Annotated in this window: 23 protein-coding genes and 1 tRNA gene; 18 read left to right on the top strand and 6 right to left on the bottom strand. The window is 70.1% G+C overall.

Annotated elements, in window-relative coordinates; genetic code table 11:
- The first annotated feature begins 44 nt into the window (after positions 1-44).
- The 5 genes from AC1Q87_RS02220 (at position 45) to AC1Q87_RS02200 (ending at position 4,911) form a co-directional block, all read left to right on the top strand.
- Positions 45-1,592, top strand: coding sequence for an amino acid permease (locus AC1Q87_RS02220; protein ID WP_492607377.1), 1,548 nt, complete (start codon positions 45-47; stop codon positions 1,590-1,592).
- 65 nt (positions 1,593-1,657) lie between these two features.
- Positions 1,658-2,326: an MBL fold metallo-hydrolase gene (locus AC1Q87_RS02215; RefSeq protein ID WP_492607376.1), complete on the top strand. Its 669-nt coding sequence runs from the start codon at positions 1,658-1,660 to the stop codon at positions 2,324-2,326.
- A 52-nt stretch (positions 2,327-2,378) separates the two neighbouring features.
- A complete protein-coding gene (locus tag AC1Q87_RS02210; protein WP_492607375.1) occupies positions 2,379-3,119 on the top strand; it encodes a response regulator in 741 nt (246 codons plus the stop codon).
- The gene (locus AC1Q87_RS02205) at positions 3,116-4,465 is read left to right on the top strand and encodes an ATP-binding protein (protein WP_492607374.1); all 1,350 of its coding nucleotides are present in this window, start codon (positions 3,116-3,118) and stop codon (positions 4,463-4,465) included. Before AC1Q87_RS02210 ends, AC1Q87_RS02205 begins: the two co-directional genes overlap by 4 nt.
- Positions 4,466-4,692: 227 nt before the next feature.
- A complete protein-coding gene (locus AC1Q87_RS02200) occupies positions 4,693-4,911 on the top strand; it encodes a con-10 family general stress protein (RefSeq protein WP_492607373.1) in 219 nt (72 codons plus the stop codon).
- A gap of 32 nt (positions 4,912-4,943) precedes the next feature.
- Here the strand turns inward: AC1Q87_RS02200 and egtB are convergent, their stop codons facing one another.
- Positions 4,944-7,169: an ergothioneine biosynthesis protein EgtB gene (gene egtB, locus AC1Q87_RS02195; protein WP_492607372.1), complete on the bottom strand. Its 2,226-nt coding sequence runs from the start codon at positions 7,167-7,169 to the stop codon at positions 4,944-4,946.
- Between the two features lie 210 nt (positions 7,170-7,379).
- Here egtB and AC1Q87_RS02190 point away from each other — a divergent pair, with 210 nt between their 5' ends.
- Together AC1Q87_RS02190 and AC1Q87_RS02185 are read left to right on the top strand one after the other, a co-directional pair.
- Complete coding sequence (locus AC1Q87_RS02190; protein ID WP_492607371.1) at positions 7,380-7,916, top strand: sigma-70 family RNA polymerase sigma factor; 537 nt, start codon at positions 7,380-7,382, stop codon at positions 7,914-7,916.
- 55 nt (positions 7,917-7,971) lie between these two features.
- Positions 7,972-9,246 (top strand): M20/M25/M40 family metallo-hydrolase, encoded by a 1,275-nt coding sequence (locus AC1Q87_RS02185; RefSeq protein ID WP_492607370.1) that lies wholly within the window; start codon positions 7,972-7,974, stop codon positions 9,244-9,246.
- Here the strand turns inward: AC1Q87_RS02185 and AC1Q87_RS02180 are convergent.
- Positions 9,243-9,866: a hypothetical protein gene (locus AC1Q87_RS02180; protein WP_492607369.1), complete on the bottom strand. Its 624-nt coding sequence runs from the start codon at positions 9,864-9,866 to the stop codon at positions 9,243-9,245. The two genes, AC1Q87_RS02185 and AC1Q87_RS02180, sit on opposite strands and share 4 nt — an antisense overlap.
- A gap of 149 nt (positions 9,867-10,015) precedes the next feature.
- Between AC1Q87_RS02180 and AC1Q87_RS02175 the strand changes: the two genes are divergently transcribed.
- From AC1Q87_RS02175 to AC1Q87_RS02145, 7 genes are all read left to right on the top strand, one after another.
- A complete protein-coding gene (locus AC1Q87_RS02175; RefSeq protein ID WP_492607368.1) occupies positions 10,016-10,747 on the top strand; it encodes a hypothetical protein in 732 nt (243 codons plus the stop codon).
- Positions 10,748-10,926: 179 nt separating this feature from the next.
- A complete protein-coding gene (locus AC1Q87_RS02170; RefSeq protein WP_492607367.1) occupies positions 10,927-11,544 on the top strand; it encodes a helix-turn-helix transcriptional regulator in 618 nt (205 codons plus the stop codon).
- 146 nt (positions 11,545-11,690) lie between these two features.
- Positions 11,691-13,220 carry a methyl-accepting chemotaxis protein gene (locus tag AC1Q87_RS02165; RefSeq protein WP_492607366.1) on the top strand — a complete coding sequence of 510 codons (1,530 nt, stop codon included), beginning with the start codon at positions 11,691-11,693 and terminating at the stop codon, positions 13,218-13,220.
- Complete coding sequence (locus AC1Q87_RS02160; RefSeq protein WP_492607365.1) at positions 13,213-15,147, top strand: PAS domain-containing hybrid sensor histidine kinase/response regulator; 1,935 nt, start codon at positions 13,213-13,215, stop codon at positions 15,145-15,147. The genes AC1Q87_RS02165 and AC1Q87_RS02160 overlap by 8 nt, the downstream gene beginning before the upstream one ends.
- Positions 15,148-15,371: 224 nt before the next feature.
- On the top strand, positions 15,372-16,541 hold the full coding sequence (locus AC1Q87_RS02155; protein ID WP_492607364.1) for a TetR family transcriptional regulator: 1,170 nt from the start codon (positions 15,372-15,374) through the stop codon (positions 16,539-16,541).
- Between the two features lie 122 nt (positions 16,542-16,663).
- Complete coding sequence (locus AC1Q87_RS02150; protein WP_492607363.1) at positions 16,664-18,943, top strand: TonB-dependent receptor; 2,280 nt, start codon at positions 16,664-16,666, stop codon at positions 18,941-18,943.
- Between the two features lie 14 nt (positions 18,944-18,957).
- Positions 18,958-20,157 carry a Ca2+-dependent phosphoinositide-specific phospholipase C gene (locus tag AC1Q87_RS02145; protein ID WP_492607362.1) on the top strand — a complete coding sequence of 400 codons (1,200 nt, stop codon included), beginning with the start codon at positions 18,958-18,960 and terminating at the stop codon, positions 20,155-20,157.
- 40 nt (positions 20,158-20,197) lie between these two features.
- On the opposite strand, the gene AC1Q87_RS02140 is transcribed toward AC1Q87_RS02145, so the two are convergent.
- A complete protein-coding gene (locus tag AC1Q87_RS02140) occupies positions 20,198-20,869 on the bottom strand; it encodes an HAD family hydrolase (RefSeq protein ID WP_492607361.1) in 672 nt (223 codons plus the stop codon).
- Entirely contained in the window at positions 20,866-21,291 is a 426-nt protein-coding gene (locus AC1Q87_RS02135; protein ID WP_492607360.1) for a DUF5990 family protein, read from the bottom strand. The genes AC1Q87_RS02140 and AC1Q87_RS02135 overlap by 4 nt, the downstream gene beginning before the upstream one ends.
- 112 nt (positions 21,292-21,403) lie before the next feature.
- Here AC1Q87_RS02135 and AC1Q87_RS02130 point away from each other — a divergent pair, with 112 nt between their 5' ends.
- Entirely contained in the window at positions 21,404-21,778 is a 375-nt protein-coding gene (locus AC1Q87_RS02130) for a VOC family protein (RefSeq protein ID WP_492607359.1), read from the top strand.
- A gap of 30 nt (positions 21,779-21,808) precedes the next feature.
- On the opposite strand, the gene AC1Q87_RS02125 is transcribed toward AC1Q87_RS02130, so the two are convergent.
- Positions 21,809-21,898, bottom strand: a tRNA-Ser gene (locus AC1Q87_RS02125).
- Positions 21,899-22,090: 192 nt separating this feature from the next.
- Here AC1Q87_RS02125 and AC1Q87_RS02120 point away from each other — a divergent pair.
- Positions 22,091-22,351, top strand: a complete 261-nt coding sequence (locus AC1Q87_RS02120; RefSeq protein ID WP_492607358.1) for a hypothetical protein — start codon at positions 22,091-22,093, stop codon at positions 22,349-22,351.
- A gap of 145 nt (positions 22,352-22,496) precedes the next feature.
- Here AC1Q87_RS02120 and AC1Q87_RS02115 read toward each other — a convergent pair whose 3' ends face one another.
- A complete protein-coding gene (locus tag AC1Q87_RS02115) occupies positions 22,497-22,706 on the bottom strand; it encodes a hypothetical protein (protein ID WP_492607357.1) in 210 nt (69 codons plus the stop codon).
- A gap of 137 nt (positions 22,707-22,843) precedes the next feature.
- Between AC1Q87_RS02115 and AC1Q87_RS02110 the strand changes: the two genes are divergently transcribed.
- On the top strand, positions 22,844-23,839 hold the full coding sequence (locus AC1Q87_RS02110) for an alpha/beta fold hydrolase (RefSeq protein ID WP_492607356.1): 996 nt from the start codon (positions 22,844-22,846) through the stop codon (positions 23,837-23,839).
- Positions 23,840-24,072: 233 nt separating this feature from the next.
- Positions 24,073-25,602 (top strand): polysaccharide biosynthesis protein HfsE, encoded by a 1,530-nt coding sequence (gene hfsE, locus AC1Q87_RS02105; protein WP_492607355.1) that lies wholly within the window; start codon positions 24,073-24,075, stop codon positions 25,600-25,602.
- Positions 25,603-25,705 lie beyond the last annotated feature (103 nt).

The raw sequence follows: 25,705 nt of genomic DNA, 5'->3' as shown, positions 1-25,705 counted from the left end.
TCAGACCGCGCGGCGGGGGCCGCACGGGTTTTCCTGGAGGAAATATGTGGCGAGTTAAATCGCTCGACGCGATTCTCGCGACCGCAGAGAAAAAGTCTCTGCACCGGTCGCTGGGCGCGTTTCAGCTTACCATGCTTGGCATCGGGGCCATCATCGGCACGGGGATCTTCGTACTGACCGCCGAGGCGGCCCAGAAGGCCGGCCCCGGCATGATCGCCAGCTTCGTCATCGCTGGCTTCGTCTGCGCGGTCGCCGCGCTCTGTTACGCCGAAATGTCTTCCATGGTCCCGGTTTCCGGGTCCGCCTACACCTATAGCTACGCCGTCATGGGCGAACTGCTGGCCTGGATGGTCGGCTGGGCGCTGATCCTCGAATACGCCGTCGCCGCGGGCGCGGTGTCGGTGGGCTGGTCCGGCTACGTCGTCGGGCTTATCGAGCACGCCTTCCACATCGAGATCCCCCTCGCCTTGGTCCGCGGACCAATGGACGGCGGCATCGTCAACCTGCCGGCCGCGATGATCGCCCTGGCGGTGACGGGCCTGCTGGTGATCGGCACCAAGGAATCGGCGACCGTCAACGCCATCCTGGTCGCGGTGAAGGTCGCGGCCCTGACCCTCTTCATCTTCCTGGCCCTGCCGGTGATCAAGATGGAGAACTTCCACCCCTTCGCGCCGCTCGGCATCGGCGGCGTCTCGGCGGCCGCGGCCTCGATCTTCTTCGCCTATGTCGGCTTCGACGCGGTCTCGACCGCGGCCGAAGAAACCAAGAACCCACAACGCAACATGCCCATCGGCCTGATCGGCTCGCTCGGCATCTGCACCATCTTCTACATCCTGGTCGCCTCCGGCGTGATCGGCACCGTCGGCGCTCAGCCGATCACCGACGCCTCTGGCGCCGGCCTGCGCCCCGGCAGCCCCGAGCTGGCCGCCGCCTGTAAGGCCGCGGCCGACAACGCCGTGGTCTGCTCGAAGGAAGCCCTGGCCTGGACCCTGCGCTCCATCGGCTGGCCGCAGATCGGCAACCTGATCGGCCTCGCCGCCGGCCTGGCCCTGCCCTCGGTCATCCTGATGATGATGTTCGGCCAGACCCGCATCTTCTTCGTCATGAGCCGCGACGGCCTGCTGCCCGCCGTGTTCTCGAAGGTGCACCCCACCTTCAAGACGCCGTACGTGATCACCATCATCACCGGCATCTTCGTCGCCCTGTTCTCGGCCTTCTTCCCGGTCGGCGTGCTGGCTGACATCTCGAACTCGGGCACCCTGTTCGCGTTCGCGATGGTGGCCATCGCGGTGCTGGTGCTGCGTCGCACGGACCCGGGCCGCAAGCGTCCGTTCCGGGCCCCGGCGATCATCATCGTCGCGCCGCTCGCGGCGGTGGGCTGCGTCTACCTGTTCTTCAGCCTGTCGACCGAGACCAAGCTGCTGTTCCTGGGCTGGGCGCTGATCGGCCTGGTGGTCTACTACCTCTACGGCTATCGCAAGAGCCACGTCGGCCGGGGCATCATCGATGTCCCCGAACTGTCGCCCGACGCGCCTCCGGGACCTGTCGCGCCGATGCCCGGCGCGCCGGCGCCCGGCGATCGCCAGCACTGACTTGGAGAGGCCCGGGTTCGTCCCGGGCCTTTTCTTATCGTCCGTCAGGCCCGATGTTAGAGACCATGAACGCCGAGCCCCCCATCCGCGCCGTCATCGCGCCGGTCACCCCGCTGCAGCAGAACTGCACCATCGTCTGGTGCGCCAAGACCCTGAAGGCCGCCGTGATCGATCCGGGCGGCGAGGTCCCGCGCCTGCTCGAAGCCCTGAAGTCGCAAGGCCTGACGCTCGAGAAGATCTGGATCACCCATGGCCACCTGGACCATGCCGGCGGAACCGCCGCCCTGCAGGAGGCCACCGGCGCCGCGATCGAGGGTCCGCACCCCGACGACGCGTTCTGGATCGACGAGATCACCGCCTCGGGCGCCAAGTGGGGCATGCCCGACGCCCGCTCCTTCACCCCTGACCGCTGGCTTTCGGACGGCGACACGGTGTCGCTGGGCGAGACGGAGTTCGAGGTCTACCACTGCCCCGGCCATACCCCCGGCCACGTGGTGTTCTTCCACCGCCAGGCGCGCTTCGCCCAGGTCGGCGACGTGCTGTTCCAGGGCTCTATCGGCCGCACCGACTTCCCGCGCGGCAACCATCAGCAACTGATCGATTCGATCACCGGCAAGCTCTGGCCGCTCGGCGACGACGTCGCCTTCGTGCCCGGCCACGGCCCGATGTCGACCTTCGGACAGGAGCGCCGCACGAACCCGTTCGTCGCCGACGAGGTCCTGGCCGGCGCGTAATGCTTTCAGTCGTGAAATCTGCGCGTTACGCGGGCGCGTGAAAATGCCCCGGATGGATACACGTAGCGAACAGTCCGGAGCGGGCTCCAGCGCCCGCATTCTGATGGTCGACGACGATCCGGGCATCCGGGACGTCGTGTCCGACTTCCTGGGCAGGCACGGCTATCAGGTCGAGACCGCCGGCGACTCCCGCGAGATGGAGCAGGCCCTGGAGCGCGGCCCCATCGACCTGATCGTGCTCGACGTCATGCTGCCGGGCGAGGACGGCCTGGCCATCTGCCGCCGCCTGGCCGTCGGCGAAGGCCCGCCGATCATCATGCTCTCGGCCATGGGCGAGGACACCGACCGCATCGTCGGACTGGAGCTCGGCGCCGACGACTACCTCTCCAAGCCATGCAACCCGCGCGAACTCCTGGCCCGCGTCCGGGCCGTGCTGCGCCGCGCCGAGCTGCGCGGCCAGGCCGCCTCGACCAGCGCCGGCTGCGAGTTCGCCGGCTGGCGCTTCGATCTGGTCCGCCGCGAGCTGCGCTCGCCGCAAGGCGTGGTGGTCAACCTCTCCACCGGCGAGTTCTCGCTGCTGCGCACCTTCGTCGAGCGGCCGCAGCGGGTGCTGACCCGCGATCAGTTGCTGGAATTCGCCCGCGGCCCGGACTCCGAGGCCTTCGACCGGGCCATCGACGTCCAGATCAGCCGCCTGCGCCGCAAGCTCGACGACGGCGGCGGCGGCCAGGACCTGATCCGCACCATCCGCAATGAAGGCTACATGTTCACCGCCAAGGTGAAGCGTCTGTGACTGCGCCCTGGGCCGGGCGGCCGACCGCATCCCTCTTCGGTCAGCTGCTCGCCCTGATCGGGCTCAGCCTGGTCGCCGCCCAGGCCATCAGCCTGTTCCTGCTGTTCAACCTGCCGCCGCCGGCCCCGGACTTCTACCGGATCGGCGAGATCGTCCAGACCCTGCGCGGCGCGCCGCCGACCTTCACCGAACGCCACCCTCTCACCGTCACGGTGACCAGGACCCCGCCGCACCTGGTGATGGAAGGGCGGATGACGCCGAAGATCCGCGCCCAGATCGCCGCGGGCCTCGGCGTGCCGGTCGAGCGTGTGCTGGTGGCTTCGACCTCGCGCTTCCCGTTCTCCGACCGCCGCGTCTTCCGGGTCATCCGCGATCGGATGGCGCGCGAGGGCGGCGAGGTCGAAGACCACTTCATGATCGCCCCCTTCAAGGTCGCCGTGCAGCAGCCCGACGGCCGCTGGAAGGTGCTCTCGCCCGAGCGCGGCATCGGCCTGGACGCCTGGCAGCAGCGGATCGTGCTGCTGTTCCTGCTCTCGGCCCTGGCCATGACCCCGGTGGCCTTCGTCTTCGCCCGCCGGCTCTCCGCGCCCATCAGGCTTTTCACCGATGCGGCCGAGCGGCTCGGCCGCGACCCACGCGCGCCGCCGCTGTCGCTCAAGGGCTCGGCCGAGATCAGCGTCGCGGTGAAGGCGTTCAACGACATGCAGGAGCGTCTGCGCCGCTACGTCGAGGACCGCACCGCGATGGTCGGCGCCATCGCACACGACCTGCGCACGCCGCTTACCCGCCTGCGCTTCCGCATCGAGAACGTGCCCGAGGACGTGCGCGTGAAGATGGCCGCCGACATCGACCAGATGGAGGACATGATCTCCGCCGCCCTGACCTTCGTGCGCGACACCAGCCGGCCGGGCGAGCGGACCCTGTTGGAGCTCTCCTCGCTGCTGGAAAGCGTCTGTGACGAGATGGCTGACACCGGCGCCGACACTCAGGTCGAACGTGGAAAGAAGGTGGTGCTGGAGGGCGATCCCCTGGCCCTGCGCCGCCTGTTCGCCAACCTGCTCGAGAACGCGATCAAGTTCGGCGACCGCGCCCGCGCTCGGGTCTATCGCGACGGCGCCAGCGCCATCGTCGAGATCGAGGACGACGGCCCCGGCATCCCCCCCGAGGAGTTCGAGCGGGTGTTCGAACCCTTCTATCGGCGCGAGCCCTCGCGCAGCCGCCAGACCGGCGGCATCGGCCTGGGGCTGGCCGTCGTCCGCTCGGTCGCCCGCGGCCACGGCGGCGACGTGGTGCTGGTCAATCGCCCCGGCGGCGGCCTCACCGCCCGCGTCCAGCTGCCGATCTGACCGCTCCGCAAAATTTTAACAGCGCCTGCGCGGCGCACGGCCCCGCCGCTATCCCCTGTCAGTCCACGGACACCGTGTCCGGACAAAGCTTTGCGGTACGAAACGTCGCAGGCGCCAATCGCATTTTGCGCGCAACCTCCTTCGCCCTTGGCGAGTTTGCTTGACCGTAAGGACAGCGAGGCGTCGACCGCCCTCCCCCCGACGGTCGGCGCGCAGAGGAGCCGCTCATGGATCTTGAACCCACCGCCAAGCCGAAATCCCGCCGCGGATTTGCAGCAATGAATCCGGAACGCCGCCGCGAGATCGCGCGCAAGGGCGGCGCCAGTGTTCCGGGCGAGAAACGTAGTTTCGCCAAGGACCGCGATCTGGCCGCCTCCGCTGGGCGCAAGGGCGGTGAGTCCTCGCGTGGCGGCGGCCGCAGCCGCGGCGAGCGTCTCGAGAGCTGAGACGCCGAGGCGCCTGCCGATTCCAAGATCGGTCAGGCCCTCAGCAGCACCACTGCGAAGCTCGGGGCGGAGCTTTCCCAGCTCCGCTCCAGCTTCCAGCCGGCCTCTGCGGCCAGCGCGGCGAAGCCGTCCATCGTGAACTTGTAGGAGTTCTCGGTGTGGATGCTCTCTCCCGCCGCGAAGCGGAACGAACGCCCCGCCACACTCACGAACTGGTCGCGCTCGCTGACCAGATGCATCTCGATCCGGCCCTGATCAGCGTTCCAAACCGCCTGATGGCGGAAGGCCGACAGATCGAAATCCCCGCCAAGCTCGCGGTTGATCCGCGCCAGAAGGTTCAGATTGAACGCCGCCGTCACGCCTTGCGCGTCGTCATAGGCCGCGGTCAGGACGGCCTCGTCCTTGGCCAGGTCGATGCCGACAAGGAACCGGGCGTCATCGCCCAGCAACCGTCGCGCGCCTGACAGGAAGGCGACGACCTCGTCCGGCGTGAAGTTGCCGATCGTCGAGCCGGGGAAATAGCCGACCCGCGGATGGGTCGCCGCTTCCGGCAGCTCCAGCGCCTTGGTGAAGTCCTCGACCAGCGGCGCGACCGTCAGCTTCGGATAGTCCCGACCGATCGAGGCGGCCGCTGCGTCCAGCGCCGAGGCGCTGATGTCGATCGGCGCGTAGACCGCCAGCTGCGGCGCAGCGTCCAGCAGCAGCCGGGTCTTGGTGCTCGCCCCGCTGCCGAACTCGACGAGGCTTGCGCCCGCCGGGATCGCCGCGGCCATCTCGCCGGCCCGCGCGCGCATCAGCGCCAGTTCGGTGCGGGTCGGATAATACTCCGGCAGCTCGGTGATCGCCTCGAACAGGTCCGAGCCGGTCGCGTCGTAGAAGTACTTCGCCGACAGCGCCTTCTGCGGCCGGGACAGGCCCGCGACCACGTCGCGTGCGAACTCGCCGTCCGGCGCGCCCTCCGCCGGCTGCGGAACGCCGTCCCAAGCCAGCCGCACGCCCGAGAACATCCAGCGCTGCTGCGGATAGAAGAAATTGCGGTAACTGGCCCGCACATGCCCGGTCGGCGTCGCGCAGCAGCCGCCGCGCAGCACCATCTGGCCGATCATGAACTTGCCGTTGTACTCGCCGACCGCTCCGCCCGCCGGGTGGAAGCCCGGATAGGGCGAGTAGGCGCTGCGCGTCCATTCCCACACGTCGCCGAACATCTGGCGCAGGCCCGCGGCGGACTTGGCGGCCGCCGGCCCGAACTGCAGCTGCTCGCGCATGTTGCCGCTCGCCGCCAGGCCTTGGGCTGCGTGCTCCCACTCGGCCTCGGTCGGCAGCCGCGCCCCCGCCCAGGTGGCGTAGGCGTCGGCTTCGAAGAAGCTGACATGGGTCACCGGCGCGTGCGGGGCGATCGCCCGGCGCCCTTGCAGGGTCATGGCTAGCCAGCCGCGTTCGCCCTGCTCCCAGTAGAGCGGCGCCTCCCAGCCCTCGGCCTGGACCCGCGCCCAGCCCTCCGACAGCCACAGCTCGGGCCGCCGGTAGCCGCCATCGGCCATGAAGGCCAGCCACTCGCCGTTGGTCACCAGCCGGTCGGCCAGCCGGTAAGGCTGCAGATAGACCTTGTGCCGCGGGCCTTCGTTATCGAAGGCGAAGCCCTCGCCGTCGTGGCCGATCTCGACCACCCCGCCGTCGAAGGCGACCTCGCCCGCCGGCCCGGGATCGCGCCCGACCGGCAGGGCCGGCGCCGGCACATAGGCCGGCTTCAGCGGCGACTGCGCGAACAGGTGCAGCACGTCCATCAGGATCAGCTCCTGATGCTGCTCCTCGTGGGCCAGACCCAGCTCGACCAGTTCGCCCATGCCCTCGAACGGCGCGGCCAGCAGCCGGCCCATCGCCTCGTCGACGTGCGCCCGATAGGCCAGCACCTGGGTCAGGGACGGGCGGGTCAGCAGCCCGCGCTGCGGACGCGGCTGCCGCGGCCCCAGCGTCTCGTAGTACGAATTGAACAGATAGCCGAACGCCGGATCGAAGGCCTGATAGCCCGGCAGGTGCGGGATCAGCAGGAAGGTCTCGAAGAACCAGGTCGTGTGCGCCAGGTGCCATTTCACCGGGCTGGCGTCGGGCATCGACTGGGCGGTCTGGTCCTCGGCCGAGAGGTGCGCGGTCAGCGCCAGGCTGGCGTCGCGCACCTTGCGATAGGGGTCCGGGGCGCCTCGCGCCCGTGCAGCCCGGGCTGGCGCTGGCGCGAGTCCAGCCTTGTCGAATGACGCCATCGTCCCGCTCCACTCTGCTTCAGATTGTGCCGGAAATCGCCATGCCCGGCGAAGCCGTGCTCGCCTCGCCAAACGTCGGACCTGGAACGCAGTTCCTTGCATTTGGGGGCTCGGGGCGATCCCGCAACCCGGAACAGTTGCCCCAAGGACGCGTTGAGTTGCCACGAAAAGTGCGAGGCCCGTGAGGGGACCGGGCGTTTCGAGGACAGCATGGGCGGTGACACCGAGTGGCGCAACGAGGTGGTGGCGATGATCCCCGCCCTGCGCGCCTTCGCTTGGTCCCTCAGCCACAACGGGTCAGACGCCGACGATCTGGTGCAGGACACCCTGATCAAGGCCTGGTCCAACCGCGACAAGTTCGAGCCGGGCACCAACCTGCGCGCCTGGCTGTTCACGATCCTGCGCAACACCTACTACACCCAAGTAATCCGCCGCCGCCGCGAGGTCCGCGACGAAACCGGCGAGTACGCCAACAACATGCGCACCCCGCCGACCCAGGACTGGAGCATCGCCATGCGCGCGCTTCAGGCGGCCCTGGCCCAACTGCCCGACGAACACCGCGAGGCGCTGATCCTGGTCGGCGCCGCCGGCCTCTCCTACGAGGAGGCGGCCGAGATCTGCGGCTGCGCGCTCGGCACCATCAAGAGCCGCGTCAACCGCGCCCGCGCCCGGCTGCTCAAGATCATGGACGCCGAAGAAGCCGCCGACGTCATGGCCCTCGACCACGCCGAGGCCAGCCGGGCCTAGTCGCAAGGCAAGCCGCCGCTACTATGCCGGGCGACTCGTTTCGCCTGGAGTATCCATGTCCCGTTCCCTGCCCGCCGCCGCGCTCGCGCTGTCCGTCCTGATCGCCGCGCCGGCGCTCGCCGCGCCGAAGGACGACGCGGCCAGGATCGTCGCCAGCCCGGCCTTCAAGGCCGCCGCCGCCGTGCTCGACCGCGAGCATGACCGCACCGTGCAGGACATCATCACCCTGACCGAGATCCCCGCCCCGCCCTTCAAGGAAGAGGCGCGCGGCAAGGCCTACAAGGCGATGCTCGAAGCCCACGGCCTGACCGACGTCGAGATCGACGCCGAGGGCAACGTCATGGGCCTGCGCAAGGGGACCAAGCCCGGCCCGCTGGTCGTTGTCTCCGCCCACCTCGACACCGTCTTCCCGGAAGGCACCGACGTGAAGGTCCGCCGCGAAGGGACCAAGCTGTTCGCCCCGGGCGTCGCCGACGACACACACAACCTCGCGGTCCTGCTGGCCTGGATCCGCGCCCTCGACGCGGCCAAGATCAAGACGAACAGCGACATTCTCTTCGTCGGCACGGTCGGCGAAGAAGGCGCCGGCGACCTGCGCGGCGTCCGCTACTTCTTCAATCAGGGCAAGTACAAGGACCGCACCAAAGCGTTCTTCTCGGTCGACGGCCTCGACCCCAGCGGCATCACCCATGTCGGCGTCGGCTCGAAGCGCTACCGCGTGACCTTCAACGGCCCCGGCGGCCACAGCTACGGCTCGTTCGGCATCGTCAATCCGATGGCCGCCATGGGCAAGGCGATCGCCGACTTCTACGAGGTCCAGGTCCCGACCAGCCCGAAGGTCACCTATTCGGCCTCGGTCACCGGCGGCGGCACCTCGGTCAACGCCATTCCCAACAAGGTCTTCACCGAGTTCGACATGCGCTCGGCCGACGCCGGCGAGCTCGCCAAGCTCGACACGCGCTTCAAGGAGATCATGCAGGCCGCCGTCGAGCATGAGAACAAGGCCCGCTCGACCCGCGTCGGGGCGGTCAGCGTCGAGATCAAGCCGATCGGCGACCGCCCGGCCGGGCAGACCGCCAAGGACACGGCCCTGGTCGCCGGAACCGCCGCGGCCATCACCGCGCTCGGCTACACGCCGCAGTACGACGCCTCCTCCACCGACGCCAATGCGCCGATGGCGCTCGGCATTCCGGCCATCACCATCGGCGGCGGCGGCTCGGGCGGCCGCGCCCACTCGCTCGACGAATGGATCGACGTGGAAAAGTCCAACAGCGTCCGCGGCATGAGCGTCGGCCTCGCCGCCGTCCTGGTCGCCGCCGGGATGAACTAGCGGCTGAACACCGAGAGCAGGCCCTTCAGCCAGCTCACCAGCCCTTCCCAGAGGCAGGCCAGCCACGACGTCGGCGTGGCCGGCTTCTCGGGAACGAACCAGCTCGGCGCGGCCGGCGGGGCGCAGTTCATGTTCATGCCCACGCCCTTCAGATAGCCGCGCCGCACGCCGCCGGCCTTGATCGCCGCCTCCACCGCCTTGCGGTGGCGGTCCGCGCCGCTCAGCTTGCGCACCCAGCCGCGGAACGGCAGCAGATCCTGGGTCTCGCCGCGCACCTCGGCCACCGCCGCGGCCTTGGCCTGCGCGCCCAGCTTCTGCATCCGCGTGCGCTGGTCGGGGGCCGGCGCCTCGTCCAGGTCCGGTCCCAGCACCGCGTCCAACCGGCCGATCTCCGCGGCGATGGCTTCGCAACGGCTCGGTGCGACCTGCTCGTACGGGTCGGCGACCGCCCGGAGCAGCACGTCCGGGATCTGCGCCTGCTTGAGGTTCAGGTCCTCGAGCGGCGCGGTCACCGCCCCGCGGAAGCCCTCGTCCACCTGGGTCGTGCCGCGGTCGACCGCGCCCGCAGGGCTCGCCGCCAGCAGCGCCGCGGCGCTCAGCCAGATCAGTCTCGTCGTCATCGCCCCAACCTAGCGCCTGCAAGCGCTTTCGCGCTGCGGCGTTTCGCGCGCCGCGGGGCGCAGCCATCGCCCGAGTCGACCGCCGCGGCGACGGAACACCCCTCCGGCCCCGTCGTTTCCGAACTAGGGAGCCACGAAGGAGCAGGTCCATGCCCAATCGCCAGACCCCGTCCGATCAACCGCGACCGCCCCGGCGACGCAACGACGAGACCGCGCAAGACGGACCCGAACCGCGCAGCTTCGGCGAGGAAGGCCGCTTCTCCTCGGATCAGGCCCGCTACTACGGCGCCGACACCCGCGCGTTCGACGCGTTCGGCGCGCACCGTCCCAGCGACGAGCGCCCTGACTGGCGGCGCGGCCGCTACGAAACCGGCCGCGACAGCGCCCCCGACGTGCCCTTCGACGAGGCCGACGCCCTGGCCCGCGGCTACTACAGCCTCGATGCGCCCCACGGCGGCCAGGAGTACGGGATCGAGCCGCACGGCTATCGCCAATCCATCGTCCGCCGCCACGCCCGCCCGTCCGCCGCAGCCGCGACCGAGGCCCAACTCGCGCCCTACGGCGACCAGCCGCTGGATCCGCGCGATCTCGGGGTCCGTGAATTTGGCCCCCCGGCCGACTACGCCTATCACCCCGAGACCGAGTTCGAGCTTGAGTATCTAGACTGGCGCGAAGCCCGGCTCTCCGCCCACGATCGCGACTACGCCGCCTGGCGCGAGGCCCAGCAGCGCAAGTACGACGCCGAGTACCGCGCCTTCCGCGGCGAGTGGCAGGCGCGCTTCGATCGCGGCTTCGCCGAGTGGCGCAGCTTGCAGGACGCTCAGGACCCGCTCAGCGCTCCGGCCAGCGAAGGATCGGCCCCGCCCGACGATCGCGTCTGAACTCGCGCCATACGCGATCACTTCGCGGCTTACGCGAAACAACGTTCACAGAACGCAATTTGCGATCCCTCAACGGCCTCGAATAGTCCTATCGGCCAGATGACTCGCCTCCCCGAAACCCATACTAGCGCTGGGGAAAATTGATCGGGCGGCGCGAGGCGGCCGCCAGGGGGTGCGTGATGCGTGTGGTCGTGGTGAGCAGACAACCGCTTTGGCGGGACGCGCTGAGCGCCCTCGTGGCGGCCCAGCTCCCGGCCGACCCGGTGGTGTCGCTCGACGACGTCTCGCAGCTTGCGGCCGTTGCTCCGCATGCCGACGACCTGATCCTGCTCGATCCGCCGGCCCAGACCGATCCGGGCGAATGGATCGAGCGCCACGCCGAGCACCTCACGACTGGGCGCCTTGTGCTGCTGCCGCCGCACAAGAACGTCCGCTGGGCCAAGATCGCCTATGCCCGCGGCTTCCGCGCCCTGGTGCCCAAGGACACCGCCTCGGACCTGATGGTCGCCGTGCTGCGGCTGGTCGTGGTCGGCGGCGAGTACTTCCCCTGCTTCGAGGAACTCGGCGCCATTCCCGATCCGGCCCCCGGTCATGGGCCGCGGCTGTCGCCGCGCCAGATCGAGGTCCTGCGCGAGCTCGAACGCGGCCGCACCAACAAGGAGATCGCCGAACAGCTCGGCATCGCCATCGCCACGGTGAAGCTGCATGTCCAGGCGATCCTCAGCGCCACCGGCGCACGCAACCGCACCGAGGTGGTCAGCCGCATGGCGTCCGGCCAGTCCCGGCCTCAGAACTAGCCGATCAGCCAATCAAATATAGTTCCAACGCACTATTTAGATTACACACATCACTATACTTTTCTATTACTTCTGATATTTGACATTTTAGGACATCGTTAACAACAACGCGTCCAGCGTCACGCCCAATACAACGGGGGCCTGACATGTCTACATCTGCGCAGCTCGGTGAACGACTAAGCTTCATGCGTATGGACGACCTCGCCTGCGAGAGTCTCCGCGACATCAAACCCATTATCATGAGCGCCCTGCCCGGCGCCCTCGACACCTTCTACGGTCAGGTCGCCGAGCGCCCCGAGACGCGGGCCTTCTTCTCCGGCGCCGGCCACATGGGCGCGGCCAAGCGCCGGCAGATCGACCACTGGGAGACGATCTCCAGCGGCCGGTTCGACGACGGCTATGTCGCCGCCGTCACCACAGTCGGCGAGACCCATGCCCGCATCGGCCTGGAGCCGCGCTGGTACATCGGCGGCTACGCCCTGGTGCTCGAGACGCTGATCGCATCGGTCACCGCCGCCCGCTGGCCGCGCGGCGGCGTGCTGCGCCGCAGCCCGTCGCCGGAAAAGGTCTCCGCCGAGCTCGGGGCCCTGGCCAAGGCGACCCTGCTCGACATGGACTATGCGATCTCGGTCTACCTCGCGGCCGCCGACGCCGCGCGGCGCGAGGCCGAGACCCAGGTGCTGGCGGTCGAGCGCGCCGCCATCGTCCAGACCATCGGCGCGGGCATGAGCGCCCTGGCCGACGGCGACCTCGGCTACCGGATCGAGACAGACCTCGCCGCCGAGTACGCCCAGATGCGCGAGGACTTCAACGGCGCCCTGGTCCGGCTGGAGGACGCCATCGCCTCGGTGGCCGGAAACGCCGCCGGGGTCGAAGCCGGCGCCGACGAATTGGCCCGCGCCTCCGACGACCTCTCGCGCCGCACCGAACGCCAGGCCGCCGCCCTGGAGGAGACCGCCGCGGCGCTCGACCAGATCACCGCCACGGTGAAAGCCACCGCCGACGGGGCGCGTCAGGCCGGCGAGGTCGTCGCCGCCGCCAAGGCCCAGGCCGAGCTCTCCACCACCGTGGTCGATCGCGCGGTCGGCGCGATGGGCCAGATAGAACACTCGTCCGGCCAGATCGGCCGCATCATCGGCGTCATCGACGAGATCGCCTTCCAGACCAACCTGCTGGCGCTCAACGCCGGGGTCGAGGCCGCCCGCGCCGGCGAGGCCGGCCGCGGCTTCGCGGTCGTCGCCTCCGAGGTTCGCGCCCTGGCCCAGCGCTCGGCCGACGCCGCGCGTGAGATCAAGGACCTGATCGGGGCCTCGGCCGGCCACGTCGACGAGGGGGTCGGGCTGGTGCGCGAGACCGGCGCGGTCCTGCAGGCCATCGCCGCCAAGGTCGGCGAGATCGACGAGGTCGTCGCCGGCATCGCCGCCTCCACCCAGGAACAGGCCTCGGGCCTGGCCCAGATCAACACCGCGGTGAACCAGATGGATCAGGGCCTGCAGCAGAACGCGGCGATGGTCGAACAGGCCGCCGCCGCCACCCGCGCCCTGCGCGGCGAGGCGGCCGAACTCACCGGTCTGGTCGCCCGGTTCCGGCTCTCAGGCCAGGACGGCGACGCCGGCCCGGTCGCGGCGACGCCCCGGCCCCTGGCTGTCTCCGGCGGCCGGCTGGCCCATGGTTGAGGACCGCCTCGAACGCGTACAGCGGCTGGCCAACGCCGGCGCCTGGGAGTGGACCGCCGCCGGCGGCGCCCTCTCCTGCAGCGAGCCGGCCCTGCGCCTGCTCGGCCTGCCGCCAGGCCCGTGCACCGCGGGCGAAGCCCTGGCGCGGATCCCGGCCGACGATCGTCGCCGCGTCGAGGACGCTGTCCAGCGGGCGCTCGACACCGGCTGCGCCTACGCCCTCGACCACCGGGTCAGGCTGCCGGACGGCGCGGTCCGGATCCTGCGCCACCAGGGCGCGCCACGCTTCGACCGCGACGGCGCAGCCATCGGCCTGGCCGGCGCGCTGCAGGACGTCACGCCGCTGCGCGCAGCGGAGGCCGCCTCACACCGCAGCCAGCAGATGCTGGCCGGCATGCTGAAGATCTCGCCCGAGGCGATCGTCGTCGCCGACTCCGAGGCCCGGATCATCCTGTTCAGCGCCGGCGCCGAGGCGATGTTCGGCTACAGCGCCGAGGAGGCCCTCGGCCGCAGCGTCGAGGACCTGATGCCGGCCCGTTTCCGCGAGCGCCACCAGCAGGCCGTCTACCGCTTTGCCTCCGGCACGCGGCCCAGCCTGCGGATGCACGAACGCTCGGAGATCCTCGGCCTGCGCCGCAACGGCGAGGAGTTCCCGGCCGAAGCCTCCCTCGCCCGCCTGGAGACGCCGGCGGGCACGGCCTTCACCACCATCGTCCGCGACCTCTCCGAACGGAAGGCGGCCGAGACCCGCCTCGTCCAGGCGCTCGAGGAGGCCGAGGAGGCCAGCCGCGCCAAGTCCACCTTCCTGGCCAATATGAGCCACGAGATCCGCACCCCGCTGAACGGCGTGCTCGGCGTCGCCGGCGCGCTGGCCCGCACCGATCTCGACGATCCCCAGCGCGAGATGGTCCAACTCATCGAGACCTCCGGCCGCGCCCTGCAGGACCTGCTCAGCGACATCCTCGACCTCGCCAAGGTCGACGCCGGCCGGATGTGCATCCGCGATGATCCCTTCGACCTGGCCGAGATGGTCCGCGCCGTTTTCGCCCTCTTCCAGGCCAGCGCCGCCGAGAAGTCCATCGGCTTTCGCCTGGAGATCGACCGGGAGGTCTGCGACCGCTTTCACGGCGATGACCTGCGCATCCGCCAGGTGCTGTCGAACCTGCTCTCCAACGCCGTGAAGTTCACCGCCCGCGGCGAGGTGCGCCTCAAGGTGCTGTCGCGCGGGCTGGCCGGCGACGTCCGCCGCGTGCGCTTCGTGGTCGAGGACACCGGCGTCGGCTTCCCGACAGAGGTCGCCGAGGCGCTCTTCGACCGCTTCGAGCAGGCCGACTCCTCGATCACCCGCCAGTTCGGCGGCACGGGCCTCGGCCTCGCCATCTCAAAATCGCTGGTCGAGCTGATGGACGGCGAGATCGTCGCCGCCTCGAGCCCCGGCGAGGGCGCGACCTTCGCCTTCGAGCTGCCCCTGCGCCGCGTCGCCCGCGACGCCGCCCCGCAGCCGCCCGCGCCGATCCAGGCGCCGCCGCCGATCGACCGCCCCGTGCGCGTGCTGCTGGCCGAGGACCACCCGACCAACCGCCGCGTCGTCGAGCTGATCCTCGGCGGCCTGCCGGTCGACCTGACCTGCGTCGAGAACGGCCAGCTGGCGGTCGAGGCCGCCGCCGAGCAGACCTACGACCTGATCCTCATGGACATGCAGATGCCGGTGATGGACGGGGTCACCGCCGTCAGCCGCATCCGCGCCGCCCGCCCGCTGCGCCTGGGCCCGCGCATCTGCATGCTGACCGCAAACGCCATGCCCGAACACCGCGAAGCCTCGCGCCGCGCCGGCGCCGACGCCTTCCTGGTCAAGCCCCTCGACGCCGCCGAGCTCATCGCCGAAGTCATGGAAGCCCGCGACGCGCCGCCCGAACCTCTGGCCTAGTTGTCGATGGGAGCCCCACAATCGGCCCGCTCCCTGACACGGAGGGAGCGGACCCCGACCCCCTTTCCAGGTGTGGATGAGGGGGATAGAGGGCCGGTGCGCGACTCGGGGGGATGCCGCGCCAGCAGACGATCCCGCCCCACTGCCCTTAGGTCAAGCTGCTTGGCGTTGATAGCGCCGTCGACCTGTGCGCAAGACTGGCCGCCCGCGCAGCAGGAGCCCGCATGGACACGGCCGAGACGAGCAACGCCGCCACGGCCGAGCGCATCCTCGACTCCGCCCGCGTCCGGCTCGCAGCCGGCGGCTTTCGCGACCTGACCCTGCGCCCGCTGGCCGGGGCCAGCGGCTCGACCGTCGCGGCCCTCACCTACCATTTCGGCTCCAAGGGCGCGCTGATCGGCCGGCTGGTCGCGGCCGAGCGCCAGGCCGACGCGGCCCGCCACGCCGCCTTCCTGGCCCGCTTCGCCGATCTGCCGCGCCTGGCGCCCGCGGCCCTCGCCGCCCTGCTCGAACAGTATCTGGACGCGGCCGCCGGCCCCGAGCGGGTGACCAGCCTGATCTGGTGCGAGTTGCTGCTGGCCGCGGTCGGAGACGAAGAAGCGCGCGACCTGGTCGCCCCCTGGATCGCCGAGCGCCGCGCCTTCTGGCTGGCGCTGCTTGAGGGCCGCATCGACGATCCCGCCGTCTGGGCCCGCGCCTGCATGGGCTACGTCACCGACGAGACCGCCCATGGCCTGGCCCAGCAGGACAACCCCGACTATCGGCTGATGCGGGCCATGACCCTCGAACGGCTGGCCAGCCGCGGCGCCGGCCTTGGCCTCTCCGATCCTCAGTTCTTCGAGGCGGTCGTCCACCGGCTCGATCCGGCGCTCGAGCTTCCAGGTCCCGCCTCGCAGGCGCCCTATGCCGGGCGCGCGCTGGAGATCGCCCAGGCCGCCGGCGAGGTCATCGTCGCGCGCGGCGCAGAGGGGGCGACCCACCGCGCCGTCGGCGAGCGCGCCAAGGCTCCGGCCTCGTCCGTCGCCTACCACTTCCGCACCCGCCTGGACCTGCTGCGCGCCGGCCTGACGGTCATCTACCTCGTCGCCCAGGGCCGGCTGACGCCGCGCCAGGACCAGGCCGAGATCGAGGCCTTCGTCGCCCGCGGCACGGTGTCGGTGGCCCTGGCCGCCGCCCGCGAGCCGGAGCTGGCTCCCTACGCCGTCGACCTGCGCCGGCTGCGCGGCGAGAACCTGCGCCGGCGGGTCGCCCAGCGGCTCGGCCGCGACCTCGACCTCTGCGCCGCGCAAAGCGCTTCGATCGCGCGGTTGGGCGCCACCCTGCTGGCCCGCGCCGAAGGCGCCCCTCCGCCGAGCGCCGAGCTCGTGAACTGGATGCTCGGAGAGCTAAACTGAACATTTGTTCTGCTGAGTGACGAAAAGCGCCTAAGCGCGTCGCAAATATTTCGCACAACTGTTTTCCTGAGAACCCCTGAGACCCCCTAGAAGGCCGGCGTCCGAGCCACAGGGGATCACAGATGCTCAAGACCACCCACGCCCGCCGCCTGACGCTGCGCGCGCTTCTGGCCATCGGCGCCAGCGCCCTCGCAACTGAACAAGCGTTCGCCCAGGCCGCCGCCGCCGACCCGTTGGCGCTCGAGGAACTCGTCGTCACCGCCCAGAAGCGCGAGCAGAAGCTGAAGGACGTGCCGATCTCGATCGCCGCCTTCGGCGCGGACAATCTCGAGCAACAGAACTTCACCGACTTCGAGCGGCTTTCGACCCGCACCCCGGGCTTCTTCGTCCAGCAGCAGACCGATTCCTCGGCCAGCTTCGTGATGCGCGGCATCGAGGCCGGCAACGCTGGGGCGGTCGCCGAGCCCAGCATCTCGTTCTTCCTGAACGACGTCGACACCAGCCGCTCGCGCGGCATGCTCAAGGAGCTGTTCGACATCGAGCGGGTCGAGGTCGCCAAGGGGCCGCAGGGCACGCTCTATGGCCGCGGCTCGCAGATCGGCGCCATCGCCGTGGTCACCCGCCGCCCCGACCTCTCCGGCATCGGCTGGTCGGCCGAGGGCCAGTACGGCTCGTACAACCTCTACAGCCTCACGGGCACGGCGAACGTTCCGATCATCGAGGACGAGTTGGGCCTGCGGGTCTCGGTCCGCCGCCGCGAGCGCGAGGGCTATGTGACCAACCTCGTCGGCGGCAAGAAGCTGAACGACGACGACCTCTGGGCCGCCCGCGCCTCGCTGCGCTGGGCGCCGAGCGAGGACCTGACCTTCGACCTGATCCTCGACCACCAGGCCGACAACGACGCGGCCGCCGCGACCAAGGCCATCAACGTCGCCTCGCCCGGCGGCGACACTGGCTGGTTCAGCGACGCCGGCCAGAACCGCTATCAGCCGCCGCAGAAGCGCCGCCAGACCGGCGCGACCCTGCTGGCCGACTGGGACCTCGCCGACGGCTGGAACCTGAAGTCGATCAGCGCCTGGCGCGAGGTGGACTTCGCCGAGTCCTGGGACGTCGACGGCACCACCTACGAGTTCCTGATCGGCCGCAACAATGTCGACGACCAGAGCATCCTCAGCCAGGAATTCCGCCTCACCTACGACCACGGCGGCCCGTTCCGCGCCGTCGGCGGGATCAGCTACTACAAGGACAAGACCTTCAATCAGTCGGAGTTCGTGATCAACGAACAGCTGCTGCTGGCCGGCTTCCCGCGCAGCACCACGCCCGTCACCCGCTTCCCGGTCCCGGGCACGAGCCTGGTGCTGCCGGTCACCACCGGCAACTCGACCCTCTCCAACACCCGCAACAACCGCGAGAGCTGGTCGGCCTACATCAACGGCGGCTACGACCTCACCGACCGCCTGGTGCTGGACGCCGGCGTGCGCGTCACCCACGACGAGGCGACGGTCCGCAACTCCTCGCTGGTCACCACCGTCGACGGGGTGCGCCCGATCGCCCTGCCGAACGGCCTGTCGAACTCGCTGGGCCAGGAGTTCTCCAACAGCCGCGACTACGACATGGTCCAGCCGCGGGTCGCGCTGACCTACCGCCTCACCGACCAGGTCAACATCTATGCCGGCGCCTCGCGCGGGCTGAAGGCCGGCTACCCGCAGACCACCTTCGGCGCCCCGGTCAACGGCCGGCCGACCCCGACCTTCAGCGAGGTGAAGACCGAGGAGGTCGTCAACTTCGAGGTCGGCGCCAAGGGCACGCTCATGGACCGCCTCTATTTCGAGGCCGCCGCCTTCACCTATGACTACAACGACTTCCAGACCCGCGCGGTCGACCTAACCCTCGGAGTCGTCAACGCCGGCAAGGCCTCGGCCTGGGGCGTCGAACTGAACGGCGGGCTGAAGGTCACGCCCGAGCTGACCCTGTCGGGCGCCTACGCCTACCTGCACACTGAGTACGACGAGTTCCGCGAAATCGTTGGCGGCCAGCCGGTCGACCGCTCCGGCAACGTGTTCCGGATGGCCCCCGAGCACACCGCCTCGGTCAGCGCCGACTACCGCCGCCCGGTGTTCGGCGACTGGGACGGCTTCGTGAACGCCAACTACGCCTGGCGCTCGAAGTACTTCCTGAACAACGACAACCTCGAGAGCGAGATGCAGAAGGCCTTCGGCCTGGTCGACCTGCGCCTCGGCGTCGAGAGCGCCGACGGCGTGTTGCTGGAAGCCTACGCCGAGAACCTGCTCGACCAGGACTGGGTCCGCGACGTCGGCAACGGCGGCAAGTTCTTCGGCGTCCCGACCTCGATCCGCGCCAGCCCGCGCATGGTCGGCGTCCGCGTCCGCATCACCCGCTAGATCCGAGAGTTCCCATGAAGACGCTGATGACCAGCCTCGCCGCCCTGGCGTTCGCCTCGACCGCCGCAGCGGCCCCGGGCGACGACCTGAAGCTCAACCAGATCCAGGTGGTCGGCACCCACAACAGCTACAGCCAGCCGGCCGACCCGCGGGTGTTCGCGGTGATGAAGCCGCTGATCCAGCCGACCCTGGATGGGATGATGAAGATGATGCCGCCGGCCATGGCCGCGCGCTTCGCCGACGAACACCCCAATCCGCTCGGCGCCGACCTGCAGGCGGGCCTGGAATACGTCCACCCGCCGGTCGAGATGCAGCTGCGCGCCGGCCTGCGCAGCCTGGAGTTCGACCTCAATGTCGACCACGAGGGCGGCCGGTTCTCCGATCCCCTCGCCTACCGGCTGCTGCGCGAGAAGGGCGCCAAGGACTTGGCGCCGCTCTATTCCGACGCGCTGAAGGAGCCGGGCCTCAAGACCCTGCACGCCGCCGACATCGACTTCCGCAGCAGTTGCCCGACCTTCCGCCTTTGCCTGCAGCAGATGCGGGCCTGGTCGGACGCCAATCCCGGCCATTCGCCGGTGTTCGTGCTGCTGGAGCCGAAGTTCAACAGCCTGGCCGCCTTCGCGCCCGGCGCCACCAAGCTGATCCCGTTCGACGCCAAGGCCTTCGCCGAGATGGACGCCTCGATCGGCGAGATCATCGGCCGCGACAAGGTGATCGCCCCCGACGACCTGCGCGGCCAACACGCGACGCTAGAAAAGGCCGCCCTGGCCGGGGCCTGGCCGACCGTGGGCCAAGCGCGCGGCAAGTTCGTCTTCCTGATGATCGTGCCGGGCATGAACCTCACCGCCTTCAAGCCGTATCTCGACGGCCATCCCAACCTCGAAGGCCGGCTGGCCTTCGTGCAGGGCGAGCCCGAAATGGCCCACGCCGCCTTCACCATGGTCGACAACGCCCTGACCCGCGGCGACGAGATCCGCGAACTGGTGAAAAGCGGCCGCTTGGTCCGCTCGCGCAGCGATATCGACACCTACGAGGCGCGCCAGAACGACACCGCCCGCCGCGACGCGGCCCTGGCCAGCGGCGCCCAGGTCGTCTCCACCGACTACCCCTGGGCCCCGAACATCTTCGGCAACGTCTATGCCGTCGCGCCCTTCGACGGCGGCTTCCGCTGCAACCCGGTGAGCGGCGCCAGCCCCAAGGCGCCCGCCCGCTGAGGAGCGGCTGCCGGTCCTTCCCCCGGGGACCGGCGGCCGCTCACCCCGACCGGCTCGCCGCAAGCAGCTCGCGAACGTCGTGCAGATCTCGGACGACGAGAACGCCGAGCGCGCGGATCTCGTCCGTCGGCGCCATCAGGTCGGGCGCCATGACCGTCATCATCCCGGCCGCCGCCGCCGACCTGACGCCGACATGCGAATCTTCCAGCGCCAGGCACAGCCGCGGCGCGACCCCCAGCCGCTCGGCCGCCTTCAGGAACGGATCGGGCGCCGGCTTGCCCGCCGCGTAGTCGCCGCGGCAGACGATCGTCGCAAACCTGCCCGTCAGGCCGTTCGAAGCCAGGTGGCGCTCGACGCTCGCGCGCGACGACGAGGTGGCGATCGCCCGCGGCAGCGCAAGCTGGTCCAGCAGGTCCAGCAACTCCGGCACGCCCGGCTTCATCGCCGTGCGGCCCTCGGCGACCCGCCAGAAGTGCCGCCGCCAATCGGCGTGGAAGTCCTCGAAGGCAAAGTCCTCGCCCAAGTGCGAGCGGAACAGGTCCCCGCATTGCGAGCGCCGCACGCCGATCGATCCGTCATAGACCTCGGCCGGAACCTCGAACCCGGCCTCCGCAGCGGCCGCCAGCAGGCCCTCCTGCCAGAGCGCCTCGGTGTCGAACAGCAGCCCGTCCATATCGAACACCACGGCGCTCGGCCGCTGGGGCAATGTCATGTCGCGCTCCTGGCGCGCCACCCGGCGAGCGGCTTCAAGGTGGCGCAGGACGGTCCGCCGTCCTTGTCGCGCCCTGGGAGCGTGGCCTCCAGGACGTCGCCGGAGAGCGCCCGCTCCAGCAGCGCGGCCGGCAGGTCGTGGACGTCCACCTTCACCCGGCGGCTCCATGGCGAAGCAGCATCGCCCGCCTGGGCCCCGACGGCGATGTAGACGAACCGGCGCTCCGGCCCCTCGCGGCGGACGAAATCGCCAAGCAGCCGCGGCCCCGGCGCGAGCCTGACCGGCACGTCGAACGAGATCGGCGCCTCGGCGGCGACCAGCGCCCCGACCGGCGCGCTCTTGGCGTCCTGCAGGCTGTAGGCGACCCCGGCGACCGGATCGTCGATGGTCAGTCTCAAGGTGATCGGTTGACCTGCGGCCATGCTCTTCGCGCTCCGCCGCCATCGGGGGCTGGGCGAGCATCAGCTTGCGGCCGGAATTTCTCAAGCCCGGCGAGGCTTGCGCGAACGGGCGAGCGCCGAGCATCCTGCGCCCATGGCCCGACTGAAGGACATCGTCATCGATGCGGACCACCCGGCCGCCCTCGCCCGCTTCTGGGCCGCGGCGCTGGAGGGCTACGCGGTCGCGCCGTACGACGACGCGGAGATCGCGCGCCTGGCCGCCCTCGGCCTGACGCCGGAAACCGACACCTCGGTCATGGTCGAAGGCCCCGGCCCCCGGCTCTGCTTCCATCTGATGGGCGGACCGCGTCCCGAGCGGAACCGCATTCACCTCGACATCGCCGCCGCCGATCCGCAGGCCGAGATCACCCGGCTGGTCGCGCTCGGCGCCGCGCTCTCCCGGCAAGGCGAGGGCTACACGGTCCTTCGCGATCCGGAGGGAAATCCGTTCTGCGTCGTCCAGGCCTAGGCCGGAGCGTCTGACTTTGCTGAGGAAGAATGGCGGTGACGCAGGGATTCGAACCCTGGATACGCTTTCACGTATGACGATTTAGCAAACCGTTGCCTTCAGCCACTCGGCCACGTCACCAGCCCGACCAGCCGCGCACGGGGCGCGCTCCAAATCGGGTCGCATTCCATAGCGAAACCGGGCGCCGGGAGCAACGGGGGCGCGGAAAAGAAAAACGTCCGTCGGCGCGCGATCGTGCGCCGCTCGCCAAAATGTGCGGCGCGCTGCCGGTTTCATCGCTTAAGGTTAAGCGACGGGAGGCTGGCGACGAGCGTGAGCGGTTCACTGCACGAGCGATTGGACGCCAAGATCGGCGAGCTGCGGGCCGCCGGCGTGGCGATCACGCGAATCGACGCCAGTCCCCAGGCCATCGAGCAGCTGTTCGTCGCAAAGGGCGAAAGCGCCATCCTGTTCGACGCCGACCCGGCCCGCGACACCGCCTGGTACGGCGACGTCGAACTGCAGGCCTGCGCCGAGCCTGGCGCCCGGCTTCTGGTGGTCGGCGCCGACGGCCCGCAGAACATCGAGATCTGACGGCACGGGGCTTGCTGCGCGGTCCCTGAGTGGAACACTCGCGCACCAAAACGAGCCCATCGTCCCAGTGCGCGCGCCGGCGCCTCACGCGCCGGCAAGGCGGGGGAGCGCGCCATCGCCGGCGCGCTCCCCTAGTCTCTTCCGATCAGGTCGGGCTCTTGGCGTAGCGGCGCGAACCGCGCGCCGCGTCCAGGCACTCGGCATAGGTGTCCAGCAGCCATTTGCGGCTAGCCAGCTTGTCCTTGCCGCCCCGCGTCAAGGCCACGCCCTCCAGGTCGGCGACCCGCTCCAACAGCTGATAGGCGATGTGCTCTGGAGTGTTCTCCACCGCCCGCGAAATCGGTAGATCGATCATGGCGTTTTCAGGCTTCCTGACGGACATTGAACGCGCCCCCTCAGTCACGCTTGTTGTGCGGCTCAACGCGCTGGTCGCGGTACTGTTGCATTATCCGTTATCCACCCCACCCCGAGGCCACTTGCGGACGAATGAACATGCGCCCGCTCCTGCTCGCCCTGCTGGCCCTCGCGCTCGCCGCCTGCGACGCGCCTACGGCCGCCGCCGCCGACCCCAGCGCCGGCCCGGAGCTGCTGGCCCGGCTGCCCGACGGGCGGAAGCTGAACTTCCGCTGCGCCGGGACCGGCGCGCCGACCGTGCTGCTCGAAGGCGGCTACGCGGCGGACTCGCTCGGATGGGGCAAGGTCAAGGCCGCGCTCGCAAAGTCCTACCGCGTCTGCAGCTACGATCGCGCCGGGGCCGGCTTCTCCGATCCCGGCCCCCTGCCGCGCGACGGCGCGGCCATCGCGCGCGATCTGGAGCGCGGCCTGTCCGCGGCCCGCATCGCGGGGCCCTACGTCGTCGTGGGCCATTCGGCCGGGGCGCTCTACATGCGGCTGTTCTCCAACCGCCGGCCGCAGGATGTGGTCGGGATGGTGCTGGTCGATCCGTCGGTCGAGCACCAGGATCGCCGGTTCGCGGCGATGTTCGGCGAAGGCGCGGCCGGCGTCGGGGCCCTGCGGGCGCGCGCCGCCCAGTGCCTGGCCGCCGCCGAGGCCAAGACCCTGCCCGCGACCGAGCCCCCGCTCGACCGCTGTGTTCCCGCCGCCCGTCGCGGTCAGGATCCGGCCGCCGCCGCCGCGCGCCGGGCCGAAGCGCTGCGTCCCTCGACCTGGCAGGCGCGGATTTCCGAACTCGACACGCTCTGGGGCGCGACCTCCGACCAGCTCGACGCCGGACGGCAGAGCTACGGCGACCTGCCGCTGATCGTGCTCACCGCCGACGGGACCTACGCCGCCGCGCCCGAGGCCGCGCGCCAGCCGCTGGCCAGCCTGTGGTGGGGCCTGCACCGAGAACTCGCCCGCCGCTCGGACCGCGGGGTCAGCCGCGTGATCGAGGGCAGCTCGCACATGATCATGAACGACCGCCCCGACACCATCGTCGCGGCCGTCGACGAGGTCGCCTCCCAGGCGAATATGCTTAAGCGCAGGTGAACAATTCACCCACAGGTTGTTCGCTCTTACCAAGCATCTTGTAGTGTGAATGACAGTTGTCGAGACGCACTCGCACCCCCGAGATTGATTCAGTCATCAGTCTGTTCGCAATTGGGGTGCGTGGCGGGTGCGAATAGTTTACAGATGTCGTTATAGAACGCGTGTACGTTAACTGCTCACACAGAGGCCGTGTGGCAGTGTGCTTCCCCGTTATCGCGATAAACCGGTCCCTGATGTCTTTCGCCGCCCCGTTCAAGCCCAGCTCGTTGGCTGACCGCCGTGCACGCCGTCAGGCCGAATCCGACGCCGCAGCCGCCGCGTGGGCCGATCCCGGCCGCGACCGCCGCGGCCCTCTGCGTCCGGACAAGCTCACCCCGACCCGGCTGCGCATGTCGGGCCGGCTGCTCACCCGCTTCTTCCAGGCCGGCGACGCCCTGGCGCTGATTCTCGGCAGCCTGATCGCCGTGGCCCTGACCCATGGCGCCAGCGTGCTGCTGATCTACGGCGCCTCGACGGTCGCCACCTTCGCCAGCCTGCGCCTGTTCGACTGCTACAAATTCGGCCGCCGCGAAGATCTGGCCATGCATCTGATGCGGGTCACCGTGGCGTTCGCCGTCGCGGTCGCGATGTGCTTCGCGATTCTCACCCATTTCGTCGGCGCAATCATGCTGACCGCCTCGCTCGGGGTCTGGACGCCGATGGCGTTCCTCTGCGTAGCCGCCGCGCATGGCCTCTGGTGGGCCAACGTCAAGCGCTGGCGCTCCAACGGCCGTCTGACGCCGAACCTGGTGATCGTCGGAGCCACCGGCGCCGCCGACCGCCTGATCGCCGCCATCCTTGAAACCCGCGAGGCGCACGTCCTCGGCGTGTTCGACGACCGCGCCGAGCGCACGCCCGCCGGCCTGCACCGCGTGCCGCTGCTGGGCGGCACCGACGAGCTGCTGGCCCACCGGATCATGCCGTACGTCGACCGCATCGTGATCACCGTGCCGGCCCATGCGCGCGAGCGCGTGCACGCCCTGCTCGAGCGGCTGAAGGTGCTGCCCAACGAGATCACCCTGCTGCTGGACCGCGAGGGCCAGTCCGAGGAAGCCGACGCCATCGACCGGATCGCCAGCATCCCGCTGGCCCGCGTCTCGGGCGCCGAGATCGACCAGGGCAAGGCGCTGGCCAAGCGCGCTCAGGACTTGATCATCAGCGGCGTCGCGCTGTTCGTCGCCACCCCGATCATGTTGCTGGTCGCCCTGGCGATCAAAATGGACAGCCCCGGCCCGGTGTTCTTCCGCCAGCGCCGCCACGGCTTCAACAACGAAGAGATCGTGGTCTGGAAGTTCCGCTCGATGCGCACCGAGGCCGCCGACGCCAAGGCCGCGCGCCAGATCAGCGCCGACGACGACCGCGTCACCAAGGTCGGCAAGTTCATCCGCAAGACCAGCCTCGACGAGCTGCCGCAGCTGTTCAACGTGCTGACCGGCGAGATGTCCCTGGTCGGTCCGCGCCCGCACGCCATCGGCATGAAGACGGGCGCCGTCGAAAGTTCGCGCCTGGTCGCCGAATACGCTCACCGCCACCGCATGAAGCCGGGCATGACCGGCTGGGCCGCCATCAACGGCTCGCGCGGCGCGGTCGACACCCCCGAACTGGTCCGCCGCCGCGTGGCGCTGGACGTGGAGTACATCGAGCGCCAGTCCTTCTGGCTCGACCTCTACATCATGTTCATGACCGTCCCCTGCCTGCTGGGCGACTCCGAGACGGTCCGCTAGCGGTCCCAGACTCGGCTCAGCCTCCCGCTCATCCCGGCGAAGGCCGGGACCCAAGCGGAGTATCCGTTTGCGCCAACGTCTGAAGTGCTGCGCCCGATCCTGC

The sequence above is a fragment of the Phenylobacterium sp. GW823-FHT02A09 genome (assembly GCF_058797775.1).
Note: the sequence above shows the minus strand (reverse complement) of the source record. Positions and strands in the feature narration are given on the sequence as shown.